The sequence below is a fragment of the Alloiococcus sp. CFN-8 genome, assembly GCF_049943125.1.
Classification (GTDB): Bacteria; Bacillota; Clostridia; order Clostridiales; family Clostridiaceae; genus JAEXZL01.
In genome coordinates, this window is the sequence record NZ_CP188040.1 from 2,176,956 (window position 1) to 2,196,705 (window position 19,750).

Annotated in this window: 17 protein-coding genes, 1 pseudogene and 1 other annotated feature; of the genes and pseudogenes, 13 read left to right on the forward strand and 5 right to left on the reverse strand. The window is 36.8% G+C overall.

The features are described 5' to 3' along the window. Positions 1-6: 6 nt before the first annotated feature. The gene (locus ACPWSR_RS09990; RefSeq protein WP_426348093.1) at positions 7-627 is read left to right on the forward strand and encodes a DUF1643 domain-containing protein; all 621 of its coding nucleotides are present in this window, start codon (positions 7-9) and stop codon (positions 625-627) included. A 228-nt stretch (positions 628-855) separates the two neighbouring features. Then, complete coding sequence (locus ACPWSR_RS09995; protein ID WP_426348094.1) at positions 856-4,887, forward strand: S8 family serine peptidase; 4,032 nt, start codon at positions 856-858, stop codon at positions 4,885-4,887. A gap of 361 nt (positions 4,888-5,248) precedes the next feature. Here the strand turns inward: ACPWSR_RS09995 and ACPWSR_RS10000 are convergent. Both ACPWSR_RS10000 and ACPWSR_RS10005 read right to left on the reverse strand, forming a co-directional pair. Then, a pseudogene (locus ACPWSR_RS10000) lies at positions 5,249-5,410 on the reverse strand ((2Fe-2S)-binding protein); the annotation flags it as partial. A 32-nt stretch (positions 5,411-5,442) separates the two neighbouring features. Further along, positions 5,443-5,613 carry a hypothetical protein gene (locus ACPWSR_RS10005; RefSeq protein ID WP_426348095.1) on the reverse strand — a complete coding sequence of 57 codons (171 nt, stop codon included), beginning with the start codon at positions 5,611-5,613 and terminating at the stop codon, positions 5,443-5,445. 261 nt (positions 5,614-5,874) lie between these two features. On the opposite strand from ACPWSR_RS10005, the gene ACPWSR_RS10010 reads away from it, so the two are divergent. Together ACPWSR_RS10010 and ACPWSR_RS10015 are read left to right on the forward strand one after the other, a co-directional pair. Next, on the forward strand, positions 5,875-6,246 hold the full coding sequence (locus ACPWSR_RS10010; RefSeq protein WP_426348096.1) for a BlaI/MecI/CopY family transcriptional regulator: 372 nt from the start codon (positions 5,875-5,877) through the stop codon (positions 6,244-6,246). Then, on the forward strand, positions 6,246-7,694 hold the full coding sequence (locus ACPWSR_RS10015; protein WP_426348097.1) for a M56 family metallopeptidase: 1,449 nt from the start codon (positions 6,246-6,248) through the stop codon (positions 7,692-7,694). The genes ACPWSR_RS10010 and ACPWSR_RS10015 overlap by 1 nt, the downstream gene beginning before the upstream one ends. A 103-nt stretch (positions 7,695-7,797) precedes the next feature. Here ACPWSR_RS10015 and ACPWSR_RS10020 read toward each other — a convergent pair whose 3' ends face one another. After that, on the reverse strand, positions 7,798-7,971 hold the full coding sequence (locus ACPWSR_RS10020; RefSeq protein ID WP_426348098.1) for a (2Fe-2S)-binding protein: 174 nt from the start codon (positions 7,969-7,971) through the stop codon (positions 7,798-7,800). A gap of 196 nt (positions 7,972-8,167) precedes the next feature. Further along, positions 8,168-8,424: a binding site (T-box leader), on the forward strand. 79 nt (positions 8,425-8,503) lie between these two features. Here ACPWSR_RS10020 and ileS point away from each other — a divergent pair. The 4 genes from ileS to ACPWSR_RS10040 all read left to right on the forward strand — a co-directional run bounded on the left by ileS (position 8,504) and on the right by ACPWSR_RS10040 (position 14,071). Next, positions 8,504-11,608 (forward strand): isoleucine--tRNA ligase, encoded by a 3,105-nt coding sequence (gene ileS / locus ACPWSR_RS10025; RefSeq protein ID WP_426348099.1) that lies wholly within the window; start codon positions 8,504-8,506, stop codon positions 11,606-11,608. Between the two features lie 184 nt (positions 11,609-11,792). After that, on the forward strand, positions 11,793-12,791 hold the full coding sequence (locus ACPWSR_RS10030; RefSeq protein ID WP_426348100.1) for a LacI family DNA-binding transcriptional regulator: 999 nt from the start codon (positions 11,793-11,795) through the stop codon (positions 12,789-12,791). Between the two features lie 166 nt (positions 12,792-12,957). Continuing rightward, positions 12,958-13,305: a hypothetical protein gene (locus ACPWSR_RS10035; protein WP_426348101.1), complete on the forward strand. Its 348-nt coding sequence runs from the start codon at positions 12,958-12,960 to the stop codon at positions 13,303-13,305. Between the two features lie 52 nt (positions 13,306-13,357). Further along, the gene (locus tag ACPWSR_RS10040; RefSeq protein ID WP_426348102.1) at positions 13,358-14,071 is read left to right on the forward strand and encodes a M48 family metallopeptidase; all 714 of its coding nucleotides are present in this window, start codon (positions 13,358-13,360) and stop codon (positions 14,069-14,071) included. 35 nt (positions 14,072-14,106) lie between these two features. Here the strand turns inward: ACPWSR_RS10040 and ACPWSR_RS10045 are convergent, their stop codons facing one another. Further along, positions 14,107-14,292 carry a hypothetical protein gene (locus ACPWSR_RS10045; protein ID WP_426348103.1) on the reverse strand — a complete coding sequence of 62 codons (186 nt, stop codon included), beginning with the start codon at positions 14,290-14,292 and terminating at the stop codon, positions 14,107-14,109. Between the two features lie 186 nt (positions 14,293-14,478). Between ACPWSR_RS10045 and ACPWSR_RS10050 the strand changes: the two genes are divergently transcribed. The 3 genes from ACPWSR_RS10050 (at position 14,479) to ACPWSR_RS10060 (ending at position 15,978) form a co-directional block, all read left to right on the forward strand. Further along, positions 14,479-15,054 carry a nucleoside recognition domain-containing protein gene (locus ACPWSR_RS10050; RefSeq protein WP_426348104.1) on the forward strand — a complete coding sequence of 192 codons (576 nt, stop codon included), beginning with the start codon at positions 14,479-14,481 and terminating at the stop codon, positions 15,052-15,054. 11 nt (positions 15,055-15,065) lie between these two features. After that, positions 15,066-15,584 (forward strand): spore maturation protein, encoded by a 519-nt coding sequence (locus tag ACPWSR_RS10055; RefSeq protein WP_426348105.1) that lies wholly within the window; start codon positions 15,066-15,068, stop codon positions 15,582-15,584. 196 nt (positions 15,585-15,780) lie between these two features. Beyond that, positions 15,781-15,978, forward strand: coding sequence for a hypothetical protein (locus tag ACPWSR_RS10060; protein WP_426348106.1), 198 nt, complete (start codon positions 15,781-15,783; stop codon positions 15,976-15,978). 59 nt (positions 15,979-16,037) lie between these two features. Here the strand turns inward: ACPWSR_RS10060 and ACPWSR_RS10065 are convergent, their stop codons facing one another. Further along, complete coding sequence (locus tag ACPWSR_RS10065; RefSeq protein ID WP_426348107.1) at positions 16,038-17,252, reverse strand: dicarboxylate/amino acid:cation symporter; 1,215 nt, start codon at positions 17,250-17,252, stop codon at positions 16,038-16,040. A gap of 293 nt (positions 17,253-17,545) precedes the next feature. Between ACPWSR_RS10065 and ACPWSR_RS10070 the strand changes: the two genes are divergently transcribed. Beyond that, a complete protein-coding gene (locus ACPWSR_RS10070; protein ID WP_426348108.1) occupies positions 17,546-18,736 on the forward strand; it encodes a glycine C-acetyltransferase in 1,191 nt (396 codons plus the stop codon). A gap of 28 nt (positions 18,737-18,764) precedes the next feature. Continuing rightward, entirely contained in the window at positions 18,765-19,721 is a 957-nt protein-coding gene (locus ACPWSR_RS10075; RefSeq protein WP_426348109.1) for an L-threonine 3-dehydrogenase, read from the forward strand. The last annotated feature ends 29 nt before the right edge of the window (positions 19,722-19,750 follow it).

The window sequence follows — 19,750 nt, forward strand, 5'->3', positions numbered from 1 at the left end:
AAAAATATGGTGCATTACAGATATCCACGATTTGTTGAAAAGCATACTATAGCTGTTATCGCTGATGAGGAACGAGAAAGAAAATATCTTTTAAGGCTGGAGCTCAAGAATAGGGGAAGTGAGAAGCTCCTAATAATTATGGACAGCATGGGGACAGCCGATGAGCTCTATTGTGATAGGAAGCTCCATAGAATTTTAAGATATATAAAAGAAAGCAGAGAGCTTATGGAGATAGGAGAAATATATATTACCAGCCTATTTCCTGTATGCAGCTCCAAAATAAAGTATGTAATGGATAAGCTTTATGAAAAGGGACCTGATTATATATTAGGTATAGACCAGACTCTCATTTATAAGGATAAAAGTTTTGATAATTACCAGCTGATTAAAGAGCTTATAACGGAATCAGAGAAGATAATTTTGGCCTGGGGCTCCTGCATCTCCTCACTAAAAAAATATCACATGAAGGGTGCCGATGAGATAGTCTCCTTTATGAGATATGATATTGGAAAGATTGATAAGGTGTATACTGTAGGGGATAAGCTTTTAAGAGGTTTTCCTAAAAGCCCATTATGCTGGTCCTTTGCAGATAGTCTCAGACCTTTCTTTGAGGAAGTTAAAAGTTAACAAAAATATAATAATAAGCAAGTTTCTTGAGTAATTACCTAAGGAATTTGCTTATTTTTTTTGTTATTAGTATTTTTTCATAACATCTTCTAAAAAAATGATAATTTTATATTACAATTTTACAAAACTTGTGAATATTCAAAAAATAGTATAGACATTCTGAAAAAATTAGTTTTAAATTAAGTAAACAGTAAAAAGTTTCAATAGTTACTAAAAGGAGGTATTGTAGTGAAAAAAAGGTTTTACACGTGGCTGACTATTCTTGTTTTTATATCTGGTATTATTATCCAGCCTTATGAAGCCTTGGGAGTTCCTGAAGGAGCTAATGGTTTAAAAAAGGCAGAGGGACTCACAAAGCTTCAGGTTACAGCTCAGGAAAAGGCCCTAGAGAAGCTTAAAAGCTCTATAGTAGAAGATACCTATGCTCCAGAGGAAGAGGTTTTGGTGGTTGTTGAGCTTCAGGGAGAAACGTTACTAGACAAGTCTGGAGAAGATATTTCTGACTATGCAGCGACTGAAGAGGGAAAGCAGGTCAGGAGTAAAATGAAGGAAAAACAAAAGAAAGTTAAGGACAAGCTTTCTAAGTCTGTTAAGAAGGCTTCCTTTGAGGATAGCTACAGCTATACTGCTCTTATGAATGGTTTTACTGTTAAGGTGCAGTATAAGGATATACCTACCATTGAGAAGCTGGAGGATGTAAAGAGAGCTTATGTATCGGGGAAATACGATGTGCCTATTACTGAGAAGAGCAGCGAAACCAACATGGCTACGAGCAGGGAAATGATTGGTGCAGATTTAGTAAATGAAACAGGCTATACGGGAAAGGGTACGGTGGTAGCTGTTTTAGATACAGGTCTGGATTATAATCATGAAGCTTTTTCAAAGGCCCCAACAAAAGTAAAGTATTCAACAGATAGGATGAAGCATCTTATAGACAAAAATAAGGAATCGCTTAATAGCGGAACTGATGGAGTAGTTAAGAGCTCTAAGGTTATTTTTTCTTATGATTATGCAGATAAAGACCCAGATGTATATCCTGTAGAGGATCATGGAACTCACGTATCGGGAACGGCAGTGGGAAACAACGGAAATGATTTCAAAGGAATAGCACCAGACGCACAGCTAATGGCTATGAAGGTATTTGCTGATAATGATGGAGGTGCCTATGATGCGGATATTACAGCAGCTCTTGAAGACGCAGTTATTCTAGGAGCTGATGTAATAAATATGAGCCTAGGCTCTGCTTCAGGCTTTACAGAAAGCTCTGTGGAAGCTACTAGAGAATTATATGAGCGTATAGCAAAGGCTGGAGTTAATCTCATGGTCTCTGCTGGGAATTCATATCATCAAGGTTATAGTATTACTGAGGCTGGATTGCCTCATGCAGCTACCACTGATTATGGAGTGGTAGGCTCACCTTCAACCTATGGAAGCTCTTTATCTGTAGCTAGCATAGAAAATCTAGTAATCACTTCTACCTATTTTACCGTTGAAGGTAAGGATTATGGCTATACAGATAATGCTCCACAGGAGAAAAAGCTAACATCCCTTGCGGGAAATTCTTACGAATTTGTTTATGCAGGACTAGGAACACCGGAAGAGATTGCTTCTGTACAATTAACAGGAAGGGTTGCATTAATTGAAAGAGGCTCCATAAGCTTTTCGGAAAAGGTTAAAAATGCCTATGATGGAGGAGCGGCAGCTGTTATTATCTTTAATAATGCTGCTGGAGCTATATCCATGAGTGTGGATAATTATTATGTACCTGCCGTATCTATAACCTTAGAGGAAGGAAATACTTTGTTAGCTGCTGCTAATAAAACTATTCTAATAGGTGAGAAGCCAGGTGAGTTTGTTAATCCTGAGGCTGGTAAGATGAGTGGCTTTTCCTCCTGGGGAACTGCACCAGATCTTTCTATTAAGCCTGAAATAACAGCTCCCGGTGGACAGGTGTATTCAGCAGTTATTGGTGGAGGCTATAGCTCTAATAGTGGTACTTCCATGGCAGCCCCTCAGATGGCTGGAGCAGCTGCAGTGCTTAAGCAGTATGTGAATGAAGAATTCCCAAGGCTTAAGAGTGTTGAAAAGATGAAATTTATAAATAACCTTCTTATGAGTACCTCATCTCCAGTAGTAGAATGGAACTATGGTGATGGTAACGTAGATAATTATTCTCCTCGTAAGCAGGGAGCTGGAATGATAGATTTAGATAATGCTATTAATGCTGATGCTTATCTATATGTAGGCAATAAGGAAAGACCTAAGGCAGAGCTTGGTGATAATACAACCGGAAGCTATGAGTTCTCCTTCATAATAGAGAATTTTTCTAAGGAAATGAAGGTTTACACACCAAAGGTACAAGCGCAGACGGATTATCCTTTGGATTATAAAGGAAATGTATATAACTATCTTCAAAGCTATACCTTCTCAACAGAAGCTGGAGAGGAAGAAGTAGCTGTAGAAATTGAATGGTCGAAATCAAAAGGTTCTTCAAAAGATAAGTTCCAGTATATTCTTAATAATAAAACTAAGGAAGCTGAAATTATTGGCTATAGCGGTAAGGGTGGAAAGGTAAATATACCAAAGACTGTAGAAGGCTATAAGGTAACCTCCATAGGAGAAGGAGCCTTTGCTGGGAGAACTGATATTACAGAGGTTACTCTGCCTGATACCTTAAAAACTATTAAAGCTTACGCCTTCCTGAATACAGGTATTAAGAATTTAACAGTTCCTAAAACTGTTACTACCATAGAAGAATATTCTATAGGTTATAAGGGTGATAGGGAGACAGAAGAAAAAATAATAGTAATGCCAAAGGAAAAGATTGAAGTAAAGGTAAAGGTTGAGCTAACAGAGAATACTAAGAATGAATTCTTAGAGTACTTTAAGAATGGATTCTTTGTGGAAGGCTTTGTTGAGCTTGAAGAAGGTATGGGAGAAGATTTAGCACTGCCATTCTTAGGCTACTATGGTGACTGGGATAGCCTTGAATTATTTGATAGAACTATCTATGATGATGAGCCTTCCTATTATTATACATCTGATGTTAAGGGGATGTTTAGCTATAATAACAGTCCTACTTACGCAGAAACACTTGGAAGCAACTACTTCACTGGTGAATTTGATAAAGAAAATATAGCCTACAGCAGTGATTATGTAAGAAATAGATATGGTATTAATAGTGATACTTGGTTATCTTCCGAAACTGGTCTATTAAGAAATGGAAGAGAGCTTAAATATACTATCAGCGATGGCCAGGGTAATGTGGTAGAAAGCCATAATTATTACTATGGAGGAGAAGAAACTAAATCCTACTACTATATTACCGGAGGATATATAACATCCCTCTTCGACTATGAGTATTTAATGGGTGATTTTAATGGGACAACCCTTCCAGAAGGAAGCTATAAGATGACTTTGAGTGGTAAGGCTGGTGAAGGGGATGTAGTAAATGCTTTAACCTATGATTTTTATGTGGATAAGACAGCCCCAGTCCTTAAGGGTATGGATTATTATGAAAATGGTGAAGAGCAGGCTATTATTCTAGCTGCATCTGATAATAGGGCAGTACAAGGAGTGAACCTATATACAGTGCTTGCTGATAAAAATGGAAATCCAGCTACAATAGGCTTAGACATCTACGATATAATAAGTTATGCAGGACAGCTGTATACCAATGGCATTATGCCTTATGAAACCTATGAAGCTATATACTATTCAGCACCTTATGTTATAGACTATGTACAGGGTGAGAATGGAAATACCTTCATGGTATGGGACACTACAGGCTTTGAAACCATGGTAGAGCTATTCAATCCTTATATAGACTATGCACACGGTACAGGCACCTCCTCAAGATATAGCTTAAGCAGTGAAATTGCTGCAGTAGCTGCTTTAGACTATGCATGGAATAAGGACGGATATTATCTAGCACCTGTTAGTGAAGCTGCTACACTAGAAGATGGACAAGCTTCTGAAGAGGTAGCAGAGGTAGATCAGGTGGATTACAGCAGTATAGGAGAAAAGGCTTTAGAAAATAGCAAGGAGAGAAAGCCCCTTACTGAAGTTCTAAAGGGAGAAGACAAGAAATCTAATGCTGGTGCTGTTAATGAGCTCAATAAAGGAACAACTACTGTAGCTGATAAGGAAGCTTCTGGATATGAGAAGGTTAATGGTTTTGAGATTAAGGGATATAAGGGAACGGAAGCGGAGAGATATGCGGTAGCTAATGGTGTTAAGTTTACAGCGGTTAAAAAATAGAGAATAGAGAATAGAGAATAGAGAAGGGAGAAGAGAATAAAGAGCAAAGAGCAGAGAAGAGAGAATAGAGAATAGAGAATAGATAAGATATAAGAGCAGAAGAGGAGGTAAGAAGTAAGAGCTAAGGGCTAAGAGTTGAAGAGAAAAAGATAGAAACAGAGAGAAGAGGTAAATTATTAGCTGCGCTAATAGTGAGAGTATTAGGCTGGGAGCTAATAGGTAAAAGATAAAAGCAAAAGACAAGAGCAAAAGACAAGAGATAAAAGCAAAAGACAGAAGCAAGAGCAAAAGATAGAAGGCAAAAGATTAGAGCAAATAAGTAAAAGGGTAGAGAAAGATGGGATCTTTCTTTACCCTTTTTTTATAGATTATTAAGTTGCTTATCTATAAGGTCCTGAATTTTGGGGGTGCATCTTCGGCCGCAGCAGCCGCCGGACCCGGCTCCAGTCATGGCTTGAACCTTTTCTACGGTGTTGGCGCCTCGTGAGATTGCATCCTTAATTTTACTTCTAGGAATAGCCTTGCATAAGCATACCTTAGTTTGTTTATCAAGTACTAGTTCCCAGAGTCTTTTTTTTTATCTTCTTCTGACTCTTCAGAGGTTTGATTTTTTTCTTTTACATCTGAAGGCTGCTTCTTTTCCATGTCTTTCTTTTCTTTGTCAAGAAGCTCTTTGTTGGACTTATCATATGCTTCATCATACAATTCATTAATGTTGTTTTCCATAAAATCCTCCTCCGTTTCTACAGCTTAGGAGCTTAAGCACCTGTATGCTGTAGTTATATTAAACCATAACTGCCGCCTCTATTCAATAAGCTTCATAGAGGTTTAATATAAAATTAAAATCCTATTTTTGGATGTGCTCTATAAGGATATGGTAATTCTAGCTGAAAATAAGTTAAAAAATTCTGAAAATTATCTTGTGCTGTTGGAAGGATTTTGGTATTATTTAGGTAGACAGATGATTACCTTTGAGGGAGGGATTTTATGATTAAACTTTCTGATGCTGAGTGGAGGATAATGGTGAGGCTGTGGGAGAGTTCTCCTAAGACTATTACTGAGCTTACAGCAGAGCTTAGGGAGGAGACTGGATGGACTAAGCATACGGTGATAAGCTTTCTGAATAGAATGGTGGATAAGCAGGCGGTGAGTTATCAGGAGGGGAAGAGAGCAAAGCTTTATTATCCGAAAATTCAAGAGGAGGAAGCACAGCTTCAGGAAGCAGAAAGCTTTCTTCAAAGGGTTTTTAGAGGAAATATAGGACTGATGATGAACACCATGGTGGATAAAAAGGCTTTATCCAAAGGAGAAATAGAGGAGCTATATGAAATATTGAGAAAGGCTGAGGAGGAAAAATAATGGGTGAGGTAATAATAACATCCTCTCTGTTGATTATAATCGTTTTATTTATAAGAAGAGCTTTTAAAGGAAGGCTTACACTTAAGCTTCAGTATGCTCTGTGGCTTCTGGTGGTAATCAGGTTAATATTGCCTTTTTCGTTTATTGATAGTCCTGTGAGCATAATGAATTATGTTAGCCTGCCTGAGGAGGTTATTATAGCTACTGACTATAACAAAGAGGCTTCAACTAAAGAGCCACAAACTACAGAGAGTGAAGCTGATATAACTGAGGGAAGTTATATTGAGGAATTGACTTATGATAGTGATGAGCTTTCTTATTCAATAATTATTAAATATATTTGGTATTTAGGGATAATTACAATTGCTTTATACATGGTTGCTTCTAATGTATTTTTTGCGAGAAAGCTAATTAAGAGCCGAAAAGAAGTAGAGGTTCATAGTAGCAGGCTACCTATATATACTTCTGATGCTATAAGCTCTCCCTGCTTATTCTGGGGCTTTAAGGGAACGGGAATTTATATTATTCCTAGCCTTGTGGAGAGTCCTGAGGAAATGAGTCATGTAATTGCCCATGAGCTTTCACATTATTATAATTTTGATCATTTTTGGGCTTTAGTTAGAAATATTCTTTTAGCTGTTTATTGGTTTAATCCCTTGGTATGGCTAGCTGCTTATATATCCCGTCAGGATTGTGAGCTGGCCTGCGATGAGGCTGCTATTAAAAGGATTGGAGAAGGGGAAAGATTTGCTTATGGAAGAACCTTGATCAGTCTAATTCCTATGGAAAAACCAGTGAAGAGCATGTTATCCATAGCTACTACCATGAATACTGATAAAAGGAGTTTAAAGGAGAGGATTACCATGATTGCAAAGAGGCCTAAAATGTTAATGTCCACCTTTTTAAGTATTATGTTAATTATCGTAGTAGCTGTAGGCTGTACCTTTACTGGAGGAAGGAATTCAAATAATCCAGAAAAATTAGCTAGTGAATTTTTAAGAAAAATATATGAAGTAGATAGTCATGATAGATATGAAAAACTTACGGAAGCTATTGATGAATATATAAAAGAGCATGCAAAAGAGGGTGGAAATTTATTATCAATAGGACCAGAGCCCTTTGAGGAGTATAATAACCTTTATGATCCTTATATGACTGAAAAAGCCTTAGAAGATTTATTTAGTGATGGTTATGCCTATGAGCTTGACTCTCTAGCTTATGATAATAATTTTACCTCTGAAGCTAAGGTTATTCATCTATCGGAAACAAAGGGTTCTGGTGAGGCTACAATTTATGACTATAGGGTTGATTTAGATATAATATCTGGAGGAGAGAAGGAGACTTTAGAATTAGAAGGGATAATACAGCTAGAAAAGAATGAAGAGGGGAAATATAAGATTAGCTTTTTTACTCTTGATAATAAAGCTTTATATGAAAGGTTTAGATAAGACTTCTTATATAAGTAAGAGAGAGAGTAGTTATTCTGTTATATTTAAAATGCCAGGCTATGTTAATAATAGCCTGGCATGTCTACATTCTTAAGGAAGAATACTATTTATTTTCATTTATGATCTCGTTGATCTTGCACTTGCATCTTGCACCCTTGCAAGCTCCAGTTCCTGCACCAGTTTCTCTTTGCATTTTTTCGTAAGAGTCAGTACCATTTGAAACTGCAGTTAATATTGTTTCTTTATTTACGTTTTTGCATAAGCATATTTTTTCCATGTAGATTGTCCTCCTATTGCTGCGTATAAGTTAGTATATTAGGAAAGAAAATAATTCTTTCTTGCACAAGATTATTAAAACATAGCTTGTATCAAAAAGCAATGGTAGTAAATGATAGAAAAGTGACTTGTTGGTGATAGTATATTATTAGATAATTTGTTTGACTTTTTACAAGAGGAGTATTATAATTTAGATGCTAAAAACTATGATTAGGAAAAGTAGTGAGTCTGATGCTTTAAGAGAGCGACTTAATGGTGGGAGAGTTGCAGCTAGGTCTTATGAAAATCACCTGGGAGTTGGTTGCTGAAAATTTAGTAAGCTTACCCGCAAGCCTGCGTTAAGGGATAGAGCATGTTAGTGCTTGAATTATGCTTCAAGGAGATTTATTTTTATTTTGTTTTTTTACTTGAGGCAGCCATAGGTGGTATAACGAATTATAGCTTCGTCCTTTTGGATGGGGTTTTTTTATTATATAAAAATGGTATTTAGCGTAAATAATAAACAGAATTTGATAAGAGAAAGGAGCCTTAAAATGTACAAAAAAATCGATAGCTCCCGAGGCTTTGTAGCTATGGAAAAGGATATAGCTAAGCTTTGGAAGGATAAAGACATAATCGAGAAAAATTTTAGTCTTAATGAAGGCAAGAAAAACTTTACTTTCTATGATGGTCCTCCTACAGCTAATGGTAAGCCACATGTAGGTCATGTGCTTACTAGAGTTATGAAGGACATAGTTCCACGCTATAAGGTAATGAAGGGCTATAGAGTTCTAAGAAAGGCAGGCTGGGATACTCACGGACTACCTGTAGAGCTAGAAATTGAAAAGAAGCTTGGAATATCAGGAAAGCCTCAGATTGAACAGTATGGTGTAGAGAAGTTCGTTAAAGAATGTAAGCACAGTGTTTTCTCCTATGTTAACATGTGGAGAGACATGTCTGAGAAGACTGCTTATTGGATAGACATGGATAATCCATATGTTACCTATGAGGATAACTATATAGAGTCTGTTTGGTGGGCATTAAAACAGATGTGGAACAAGGAATTATTATATAAGGGTCATAAGATAGTACCTTACTGTCCTAGATGTGGAACTGCTTTATCCTCTCACGAGGTAGCACAAGGCTATAAGGACGTTAAAGAAGCTACAGCAATAGTGAAGTTTAAGGTTAAGGGTGAAGATAATAAATATATACTTGCTTGGACAACAACTCCTTGGACTCTGCCAAGTAACGTAGCCTTAGCTGTTAATAAGAGCTATGACTATGTAGAGGTAGTGCAGGAAGGAGAGCATTACATTCTTGCTAAGGCTCTTTTAGGACTTCTTACTGGTGAATATGAGCTTGTTAAAGAGTTCAAGGGAGAAGAGCTTTTAGGAGTGGAATATGAGCAGCTGTTCCCATTCCATACTCCAGAGAAAAAGGCTTTTTATGTAGTTCACGGTGATTTTGTAACCTTAAGTGATGGTACTGGAATAGTTCACATTGCTCCAGCCTATGGTGAGGACGATAACCTTATCGGTAAGAAATACGATCTTCCTCTTATAAATTTAGTAGATTTAGAAGGTAAGTTTGTAGAAGAAGTAGAGCCCTTTAAAGGAATGTTTGTTAAGAAAGCAGATCCAAAGATATTAGAATATATGAAGGAGCATAATACCCTTTATAAAACAGAGAAGTTTACTCACAGCTATCCACACTGCTGGAGATGTGATACTCCACTTCTTTACTATCCAAAGGATAGCTGGTTTGTAAGGATGTCCTCCTTAAGAGATAAGCTATTAGAAAATAATAATAAGATAAATTGGTATCCTGATAATGTAAGAACAGGCCGTTTTGGTAAGTTCTTAGAAAATGTTATCGACTGGGGTATATCCAGAGATAGATATTGGGGAACTCCACTTCCTATATGGGAGTGCAGCTGTGGTCACAGAGAGTGCATAGGCAGCAGAGAAGAGCTTGAGAAGAAAGGTATTAATGTACCAGAAGGAATAGAGCTTCATAAGCCTTATATAGATGAGGTTAAGCTTAATTGTCCAGAGTGTGGAAAGGAAATGGAGAGAACTGGTGAGGTTATAGACTGCTGGTTTGATTCAGGCTCAATGCCTTTTGCTCAGTGGCATTATCCCTTCGAAAATAAAGAGATTTTCGAGGAAAACTTCCCGGCGCAATTTATATCAGAGGCAGTAGATCAGACTAGAGGATGGTTCTATACACTCCTTGCTATTTCCACTGCAGTATTTGATAAGCCACCTTTTGAAAATTGTATAGTTTTAGGTCATGTTCTGGATAAGAGCGGTCTTAAGATGTCAAAGCATAAGGGTAATGTAGTAGATCCTTTTGATGTATTAGAGCATCAGGGAGCAGATGCTACCAGATGGCATTTCTACACAGCTAGTGCGCCATGGCTTCCTACTAGATTTTCTGAGGATGATGTGGCAGAAGCAGGAAGAAAGTTCTTAAGCACTTTATGGAATGTATATTCCTTCTATGTACTTTATGCTGATTTAGATAAATTCAATCCATTAGACTATAGGGAATTTGTTTCTGATAATGTAATGGATAAGTGGATAATATCAAGATTAAATACCCTTGTTAAGTCTGTGGATGAGGACTTAGAAGGCTACAGAATAACTCAGGCAGCTCTATCCATCGAGGAGTTCACCGATGAGCTTTCTAACTGGTATGTTAGAAGAAATAGAGCTAGATACTGGAGCGATAGCTTAACTGAGGATAAGATTGGTGCTTATGTAACACTATATACAGTCCTTACTACTTTAATTAAGGTAGCAGCACCTTTTGTACCATTTATCACAGAGGAAATGTATCAAAATCTTGTGGTTTCTCTTGATTCTGAGGCACAGGAAAGCATTCACCTTTGTCCATGGCCAAATTACAACAGCTCCTTGGTAAATCCTGCTCTTGAAGCTGAAATGGAAATGGCTTATAAGATTGTAAAGCTTGGAAGAAGCGCGAGAAATGGTGCAAATATAAAGAACAGACAGCCGCTATCAGAAATGCTTATAAGCACAAAATCCTTGCCAGAGTATTATGGAGATATAATAAAGGATGAGCTTAATATAAAAGCAGTTCAGTTTGGAGCAGACCTTTCAAAATACGTTAACTTTGAAATCAAGCCTAACCTTCCAGTACTAGGAAGGGCTTATGGAAAGCTGATACCAGGAATAAGAGGGGAGATAGCAAAGAGAAATCAGATGGAGCTGGCTCAGAAGATACAAAGAGGCGGAGAAGAGATTATAGAGGTTAATGGTACTTCTATAACCTTAAACAATGAAAACCTATTGGTAACCATGCAGGGGTTAGAAGGCTATGCTTTCTCTGGAGAAGGAGAAATAGGTGTTGTATTAGATACCACAGTAACTCCAGAGCTTCGTGAGGAAGGCCATGTAAGAGAAATAATCTCTAAGATTCAGAATATGAGAAAAGAAAATGGCTTCGAGGTTTCCGATAAGATTAAACTATATGCAGCAGGTAATGAGATGCTTATAGAGGTAATAAAGAAATTCCAGGATACCATAAAGAAGGATACTCTTACAGAAGAAATGATTTTTGATGCTCCAAAGGAATATGCTGAAGCAAATATAAATGGTGAAAAGCTAAATCTATTTGTGGAAAGAATTTAATTTATTGAGGCCTTTAAGCATTTGCTTAAAGGCCTTTAATAAAATAATCAGAATATGATAATAATAGGTGTGTAGTTTTAATTAATTTAATGGATATATAATTAATAATTGGTAAACTTCTTTAAATTAAAGAATATTTCTAGTATAATAATTAACAATAGAGTTATGATAGGAGTTGAAATGAATGGCGGCTTCAATAAAAGATGTAGCAAAGGAAGCAGGGGTATCAATTGCAACGGTTTCCAGAGTGCTTAATGATATCGATGTAGTAAATGAAGAGACTAAGAAAAAAGTTAAAGACGCAATACAAAAACTGGGATATAGACCGAATATAGTAGCAAGAAGCTTAAAGACTCAGAGAACAAAGACTATAGGGATTCTTATACCTGATATTTCTAGTCAGTTTTATCCTGAAATAGTTAGAGGTGCTGAGGACGTTTCTAATATTTATGATTATAACGTTATCTTATGTAACTCTGACTTAGATGTTGAAAAGGAAAAAGAATATCTGAGAGTACTTAAGGAAAAGATGGTAGATGGTGTTCTTTACATGAGCTCCTCCTTAAAGACTGAGGTTACAGATGTAATTAAGGAATTAGGCTTAAAGACAGTTCTAGTAGAATCCAGCGATAAGGAAAAATTCTTCCCTAGTGTAACAATTGACAATGTTAAGGCTGGTTATGAGTCAGCTGAATACATAATCAAAAAAGGTAATAAGGAAATTGCCTTCGTAGGAGTTGACCCTGATGCAGGAAATGCTTGGGCAGATAGGTATACAGGCTTTAAGAAGGCCATGGAGGATAATGGTCTTGAGATAAATGAGGATCTTTTATTCTTTGGAGATTTAAGAACTGAAACAGGGATAAAGGGTATAAGCAGTATATTAAAGAAAGCTAGCTCTATTGATGCCGTAGTTTGTGCTTCTGATGAGATTGCCATGGGTGTCATAAACAACCTAAGAGAGCATCAGCTTTCCGTTCCTCAAGACGTAGATGTCATAGGCTTTAACAATATATATGCTGCTAGTGTTTATTATCCAAACCTGACTACCGTAGCTCAGCCTATGTATGATATGGGTTCTATTGCTATGAGAATGTTAATAAAGCTTATAAATCAAAAGACCTTAGAGCAGGGCCATTTTGTCCTTGATTACGAGATAATAGAGAGAGATTCCACAAAGTAATTAAATTCCTATGACTTTACTGTGACATTTACAGTAAAACTTTGGTATAATTATTATATACACAGCGTGTAGCTTAACAGCGTAATTCCGATTGTTAAGCTGCATGCTTTTGTTTTATAGAGATTGAAGTGAAAAAATAAGCTAATCAGCATATTAGGAGGAAGATATGATAGGTAAAACCGTTTGGCATAAAGCCTTTGGTAGAGGAGAAATTTTTCAAATGGACAGCAACTATATAGAAGTTTCATTTGAAAAAGAAGAGGTTGATAATAAAAAGTTCGCTTATCCTGAGGCTTTTAGAAGCTTCTTAAGGTTTGAGGATTCTGAGCTACAAAAACAAGCAGAAGCTAACCTGGGTGAAGCAGATAGAATAGAGATAGAGAAAAAGCTTCTAGACAAAGAAGAGTCAGACAAAAGACAGGCGGAAGAAAGTGAATTAAAAGCGAAGGCTTTGAAGGAAAAGCGAGCTACTGCAGCTAAGAAGCGAAAGGATGCTAAGAAAAACGAGATATAGGTTTAATATTAATGGTATAAAAGCTTATATCTTATAGTAGAGGTGGTCTTTTATGAAGTATAAGCTTAAATATGGTAAAAGAAAAACAATAGGCATAAGGATAAGCTCTCTAGAAGGAGTTGTGGTGACCGCTCCAATCAACTGTCCTATAAGTGAGATAGAAAAAGTTTTAAAGGAGAAAGAAAGCTGGATTATTAGAAGTCTTAAAGAGGTAGAGGTAGACCTATCCTCTGAAAAGTCCATGGGGGAAGGAGGAAGCCTTCTGTATCTTGGAAGCTATTATCCTTTGAAGCTGAGATATTCGTCTTTAAAGCCTTCTTCCGTTACACTTAAGGAAGGGGAAGCAGAGCTTAGATTGAATGCCCTCCTTCAGTTTCATGAGGAGCAAAGGAGGATAGTCATTGTTAAAGAATTGAAGGCCTGGTATAGAGAAAGGGCCTATGAATATCTTAAAGAAAGGCTAGACTATTATTCAAAGCTGGTAGGAGTAAAATATAATTCACTTACTATAAAGGATGTAAAGAGCCGGTGGGGAAGCTGTTCCTCAAAGGGAAATATAAACTTAGATATAAAGCTGATGCTCCTGCCTACAGAGCTTATTGACTACATAGTGCTTCATGAGGTATGTCATTTAAAAGAAATGAATCATTCCAAGAGTTATTGGACTTTAGTTGAAGCTTATATGGATGATTATTTAGTAAGAGAAAAAAATATAAAAAACCTCAGCCCACTGGTAAAGGTTTATTGGAACAAAGTACACCTCTAAAGGCAGAATTATTTGCTGCTTTAGAGGTGTATTTTTTATATTATTCCTTGAGATTTCAAAAGGTTTTCTAGTTCATTTACCTTTTCATTTAGCTTGATAAACTTTTCTTTTAAATCGTCCCTGGATGGTTCCTTTTCAGATAGATTGTTTTCTATGTTTTCTACGGCAGCCAGTGCCTCATCTATCTCCTGTTGGGCAAGCTTTAAAATATCTTCCTTCATAGCTAATCTCCTTTGTCTTCTTAGGTTTTGTAGCTTTATTATTCCTTTATTAGCGCTCTTTAATGTTAACAGATAAGATAATTCTATGCAATGAGTTATGAAGATTATTATTAATTATGAATCATATATTTTTAGACGAATATATATTAATAATCAGATAAAATCAAGGAGTTAAGGGGAGATAAAATGATAAACTATATATGGTTTTTTATGCTTTTTATTGGGATAGCCGTAGGATTGTTTAGTGGACAAGGGGAAGCTATCTCTAAAGCTGTGATAGAATCTTCAGGAAGCACTGTAGAATTGGTGCTGGGGCTTACGGGGCTTATGTGCTTATGGTGTGGAGTTATGAAAATAGCGGAAAAAAGTGGTCTTACAGAAAAGCTTGCCATGGTTATGAAGCCAATATTAAGGCTTTTATATAAAGGAGCAGCGAAAAATGAAAAGGCTCTAGGGGCGATAGTTATGAATCTTACGGCAAACATGATGGGGCTTTCTAATGCAGCTACACCCTTTGGAATCAAGGCCATGGAAGAGCTTCAAAAGGATAATGTCCATAAGGAGAGGGCTTCTAATGATATGGCCTTATTCTTGGTGATGAATGCTGCCTGCCTTCAGCTGCTGCCTAGTACAGTGGTATCCATTAGAGCAGCCTCAGGCTCTGAGAATCCAGGAATAATAATCCTTCCAGCAATAATCTCCACTGCCTGTGCTGCTGTGGTTGGGATATTGATAGCCAAAATTTTAGAAAAGTCCTTTTAGGTGATATTATGATGGGATATATAATTAAGTCTATTATACCGATAATAATATTCATAATAATTATTTATGGAATGATAAAAGGAAAAAAGGTTTATGAATGGTTTATTGAAGGAGCTAAGGAGGGGCTAAATGTATGCCTCAGAATATTTCCTTATTTATTAGCAATGCTAATTGCCGTGAGGATATTTAGAGCTTCTGGAGTTTTGGACTTAGTAAATTCTGCTCTTGCACCTTTAGCAAGGACTATAGGACTTCCCTCAGAGCTCATACCCATGGTATTAATAAAGCCTCTTTCAGGAAGCGGGGCTTTGGGGGTATTTACTGAGATACTTAAGGAATATGGACCTGATAGTACCATTGGGCTTACGGCTTCAGTGATAATGGGAACCACTGAAACTATCTTTTATACCCTATCCATATACTTTGGAGCAGTGGGAATTAAAAAGATAAGGCATACTCTTTGGGCAGCTATGCTAGCTGATCTCACGGCTATAATAGCAGCGGTAACCATAGTTAGAATTTTATTATAGAAATTAAGAAAATTTTAAGCTCTTCTTACATTTTTCTTTAGAAGTAAAACTTATAATGTAATTATAAAAAATATTATATTATTATAAAATATTTTGTGGATAAGGGAAACTTTTATGATTTCTATACGTTATTAATAGTATATAGTACCTAAGGGCAGCCGGAAGTTATTCGCAATATATTTAAGGAGGGAAGACTATGGAAGAGAAATATAAAAATGTAGATGAATTTACAATGATTTCTAAGGGGATATTATTTGGGACAGGTGTTGGACTTATACTAGGACTTTTTCATAGAAATCCCGGATTAACCATGACTTTTGGAGCAGTTGCAGGAATAGTTATAGCAGAAGTGATAAGAATGATTATGTATATAAAAAGTAAGAAAAGAATTTAATATAATAAATATATATAGATACCCCCAAGATAATTTCTTATCCTGGGGGTATTTTTATATTACTTAGTTATTGCAGCTTCTCTTTCCATTTCTACTACTTTATTAGACTTTTTGTTTTTTCCCTGAAGGGCATCTACTATGATTGCTATGGCGTTGTCACCAGATACGTTGCAGGCTGTACCAAAGCTATCTTGAGTTATGTAAAGGGCTATCATAAGTGCTGTTTGAGCCTCAGAGAAGCCAAGCATGCTTTGTAATATTCCAAGAGCCGCCATTACCGCTCCTCCTGGTACTCCAGGGGCTGCAACCATGGTTACTCCAAGCATTGCTATAAAGCCAAGCATCTGTGGTAGGGTATAGCTCATGTTATTTATCATCATAACCGCCATAGCACAGGAAGTAAGAGTTATGGTACTTCCGGAAAGGTGGATGGTGGCACATAGAGGTACAACGAATTCTCTGATTCCCTTAGATACTCCATTCTTTTCTGCACACTGAAGATTAACAGGAATTGTTGCAGCAGAGGACTGGGTGCCTATAGCTGTGATATATCCTGGTATTTGATTTTTCAAGGTGGTAACAAGATTCTTTTTGCCTATCATACAGGCAATGGCAAACTGTACAACGATTATGATTAAGTGCATTGCAATTACAATTAAAAATACCTTCCAGAAAACAGATAATATTCTAGTAACCTCACCGGCATAGGTCATGTTAGCGAATATACCCATAATATGTAGAGGAAGCATAGGAACGATAACTGCAGAAATTGTTTTTTCCATTATTTTTTGGAACTCTACTGATATGTTGTATAAGGTTTCACTCTTTCCCTTAAGAGTAGCTATACCAAGACCCAATAGGAAAGCTAGAATCAATGCGGTCATAACTTCCATTAAAGGAGGCATGGACAACTCAAATAAGGAAGGTAAAAGACTGTGCTCAGGATTGTCCGCAGTTAATGACGCTGTTTGAGCAACTATTGGTTTGAAAATAGTTACTGATACCATGTAAGCAAAGGATCCTGCAACTATAGTTGAAAAATAAGCTATACCGGTAGTGATACCTAAAAGCTTACCAGCTCCAGCACCTAAGTCAGCAATACCAGATACAACAAAGCCGAGAATGATTAGTGGAATAGCAAAGCCCAAGAAGTTCCCGAAGATGTGGTTAAATGTTGCCAATAAGGAAACAATAAATTTTGGTGCAAAGGCACCAAAGGCAATACCAAGAACAATACCTGCTAGAAGCTTAGGTATAAGTCCAATTTTTTTCATATGTACAACCCCTTTTGTCCAATTTTTTTAGCACATTGTAAATGTTATCATATATAGCATATTATGGCAATTATATTTTGAAAAAAAGGATATAATTGGGCGAAAAAATGAGCATAATAAAGCTTGGTGAAATCGTTTAAAGGAATATTATAAAAAACATCAAAATTAGGACAAATTTATCAAATTTCTTTATAGATAACAATTAATTACTCTGTTATAATGTAAAGTAGAGACAAAAATGAAAATTTGTTTTTTTATATTACCATAAATCAATAAAATAAGGAGGAAATTTAATGGGAAGTAGAGCTTTGGATAGTTTCCTTAAGGAAAATCTCGAGGATTTAAAGAGTAAGGGCTTGTACAATCAAATTGATTCTCTTCAGGGAGCAAATGGACCGATTATAAAAATCGGAGGAAGGGAACTTATAAATCTTTCCTCAAACAATTATTTAGGACTTGCAACTAATAAAAGAATGGTGGATGCTTCTATAGAAGCAGCTAAAAAATATGGAGTAGGTGCTGGTGCTGTTAGAACTATTAACGGAACTCTTGATATACATGATGAACTGGAAAAGAAGCTAGCAGAATTTAAGCATACTGAAGCAGCTATTGCCTTCCAATCAGGCTTTAACTGTAATGCTGGTGCTATACAGGCTGTTATGAACAAAAAAGATGCAATCTTATCTGATGAGCTCAATCATGCATCTATAATTGATGGTTGTCGTCTTTCAGGAGCAAAAATTATAAGATATGCTCATAATAATATGGAGGACCTAAGAGAAAAGGCTAAGGCAGCTAGAGAAAGCGGTCTTTATGAAAAGCTCATGGTTATTTCTGATGGTGTATTCTCCATGGACGGTGACGTGGTAGACCTTCCAGGAATGGTTGAGGTTTCTGAGGAGTTTGATTTAATAACCTATATTGATGATGCACATGGTTCAGGAGTTATGGGAAAGGGAGCTGGAACAGTTAAGCATTTTGGACTTTCTCACAAGATTGACTTCCAGATAGGAACCCTTTCTAAGGCTATTGGAGTAGTAGGTGGTTATGTAGCCGGTTCTAAGGATTTGATTGACTGGCTTAAGGTTAGAGCAAGGCCATTCCTTTTCTCTACTTCCTTAACACCAGCTACTGCTGCAGCCTGCATTGAGGCAATCAATATAATGACAGAAAGCACTGAGCTTAACGAAAAGCTTTGGGAGAATGGGGATTACCTAAAGAAGGGGCTTAAGGCCTTAGGCTTTAACATAGGAAATAGTGAAACACCTATAACTCCTTGTATTATTGGGGATGAAAAGCTTACTCAGCAGTTCAGTAGAAGACTCAATGAAGAAGGGGTATATGCTAAATCCATAGTCTTCCCTACAGTACCACTGGGAACAGGAAGGGTTAGAAATATGCCAACAGCTGCTCATACCAAAGAAATGTTGGATGAGGCAATTAAAATATACGAAAAGATTGGAAAAGAACTTGAAGTTATATAATAACTAAAAATTATAACGGGGGACAATGATGAAAAAAATACTGATTACCGGATCCTTAGGACAAATAGGCTCAGAGCTTGTAGAATATATGAGAGGCATTTATGGAAGCGAAAATGTTGTTGCTTCTGATATAAGAAGACCTGAGAATCATCCAGTAGTTTTGGGAGGACCTTTCGAGGAGCTGGATGTACTAAATAGTGAAAGATTCTTAGAAATAGCAAAAAAATATCAGGTAGATACAATAATACATTTAGCTGCTCTACTATCTGCGGTGGCAGAGGCAAAACCAGCTCTTGCTTGGCAGATAAATATGGGTGGATTGTTCAATGCTCTGGAGGTTGCAAGAGAATTAAACTGTAAGTTCTTTACACCTAGCTCTATAGGAGCCTTTGGAGATTCTACGCCTAAGGATAATACACCACAGGACACAATTCAGAGACCAGGAACAATGTATGGAGTTACAAAGGTATCTGGAGAGCTATTATGTGATTATTACTTCAAAAAGTTTGGTGTAGATACCAGAGGAGTTAGATTCCCTGGACTTATTTCCTATGTAGCACCTCCTGGAGGCGGAACCACAGACTACGCTGTAGATATATATTATAAGGCTCTTACTGAAGGAAGCTATACCTCATATATAGGAGAAGGTACCTATATGGATATGATGTATATGCCTGATGCCTTAAAGGCCATAGTAGAGCTTATGGAGGCAGATCCATCTAAACTTAAACATAGAAATGCCTTCAATATAACAGCTATGAGCTTTGAGCCATCACAGCTGGCAGAAGCTATAAGAAAATATATACCAGGCTTCACAATTAATTATGAAGTAGACCCTGTAAGGCAGGCTATTGCTGATTCCTGGCCTAACAGCATAGATTCAACGGCTGCAGCAGAGGAGTGGGGCTTTAAGGCAGAATATGACTTAGATGCTATGACAAAGGATATGCTAGAAAAATTAAAAGTTAAGTTGGATATTCAATAAAATATGTTTAAACAGAGCATGCTTAAGCT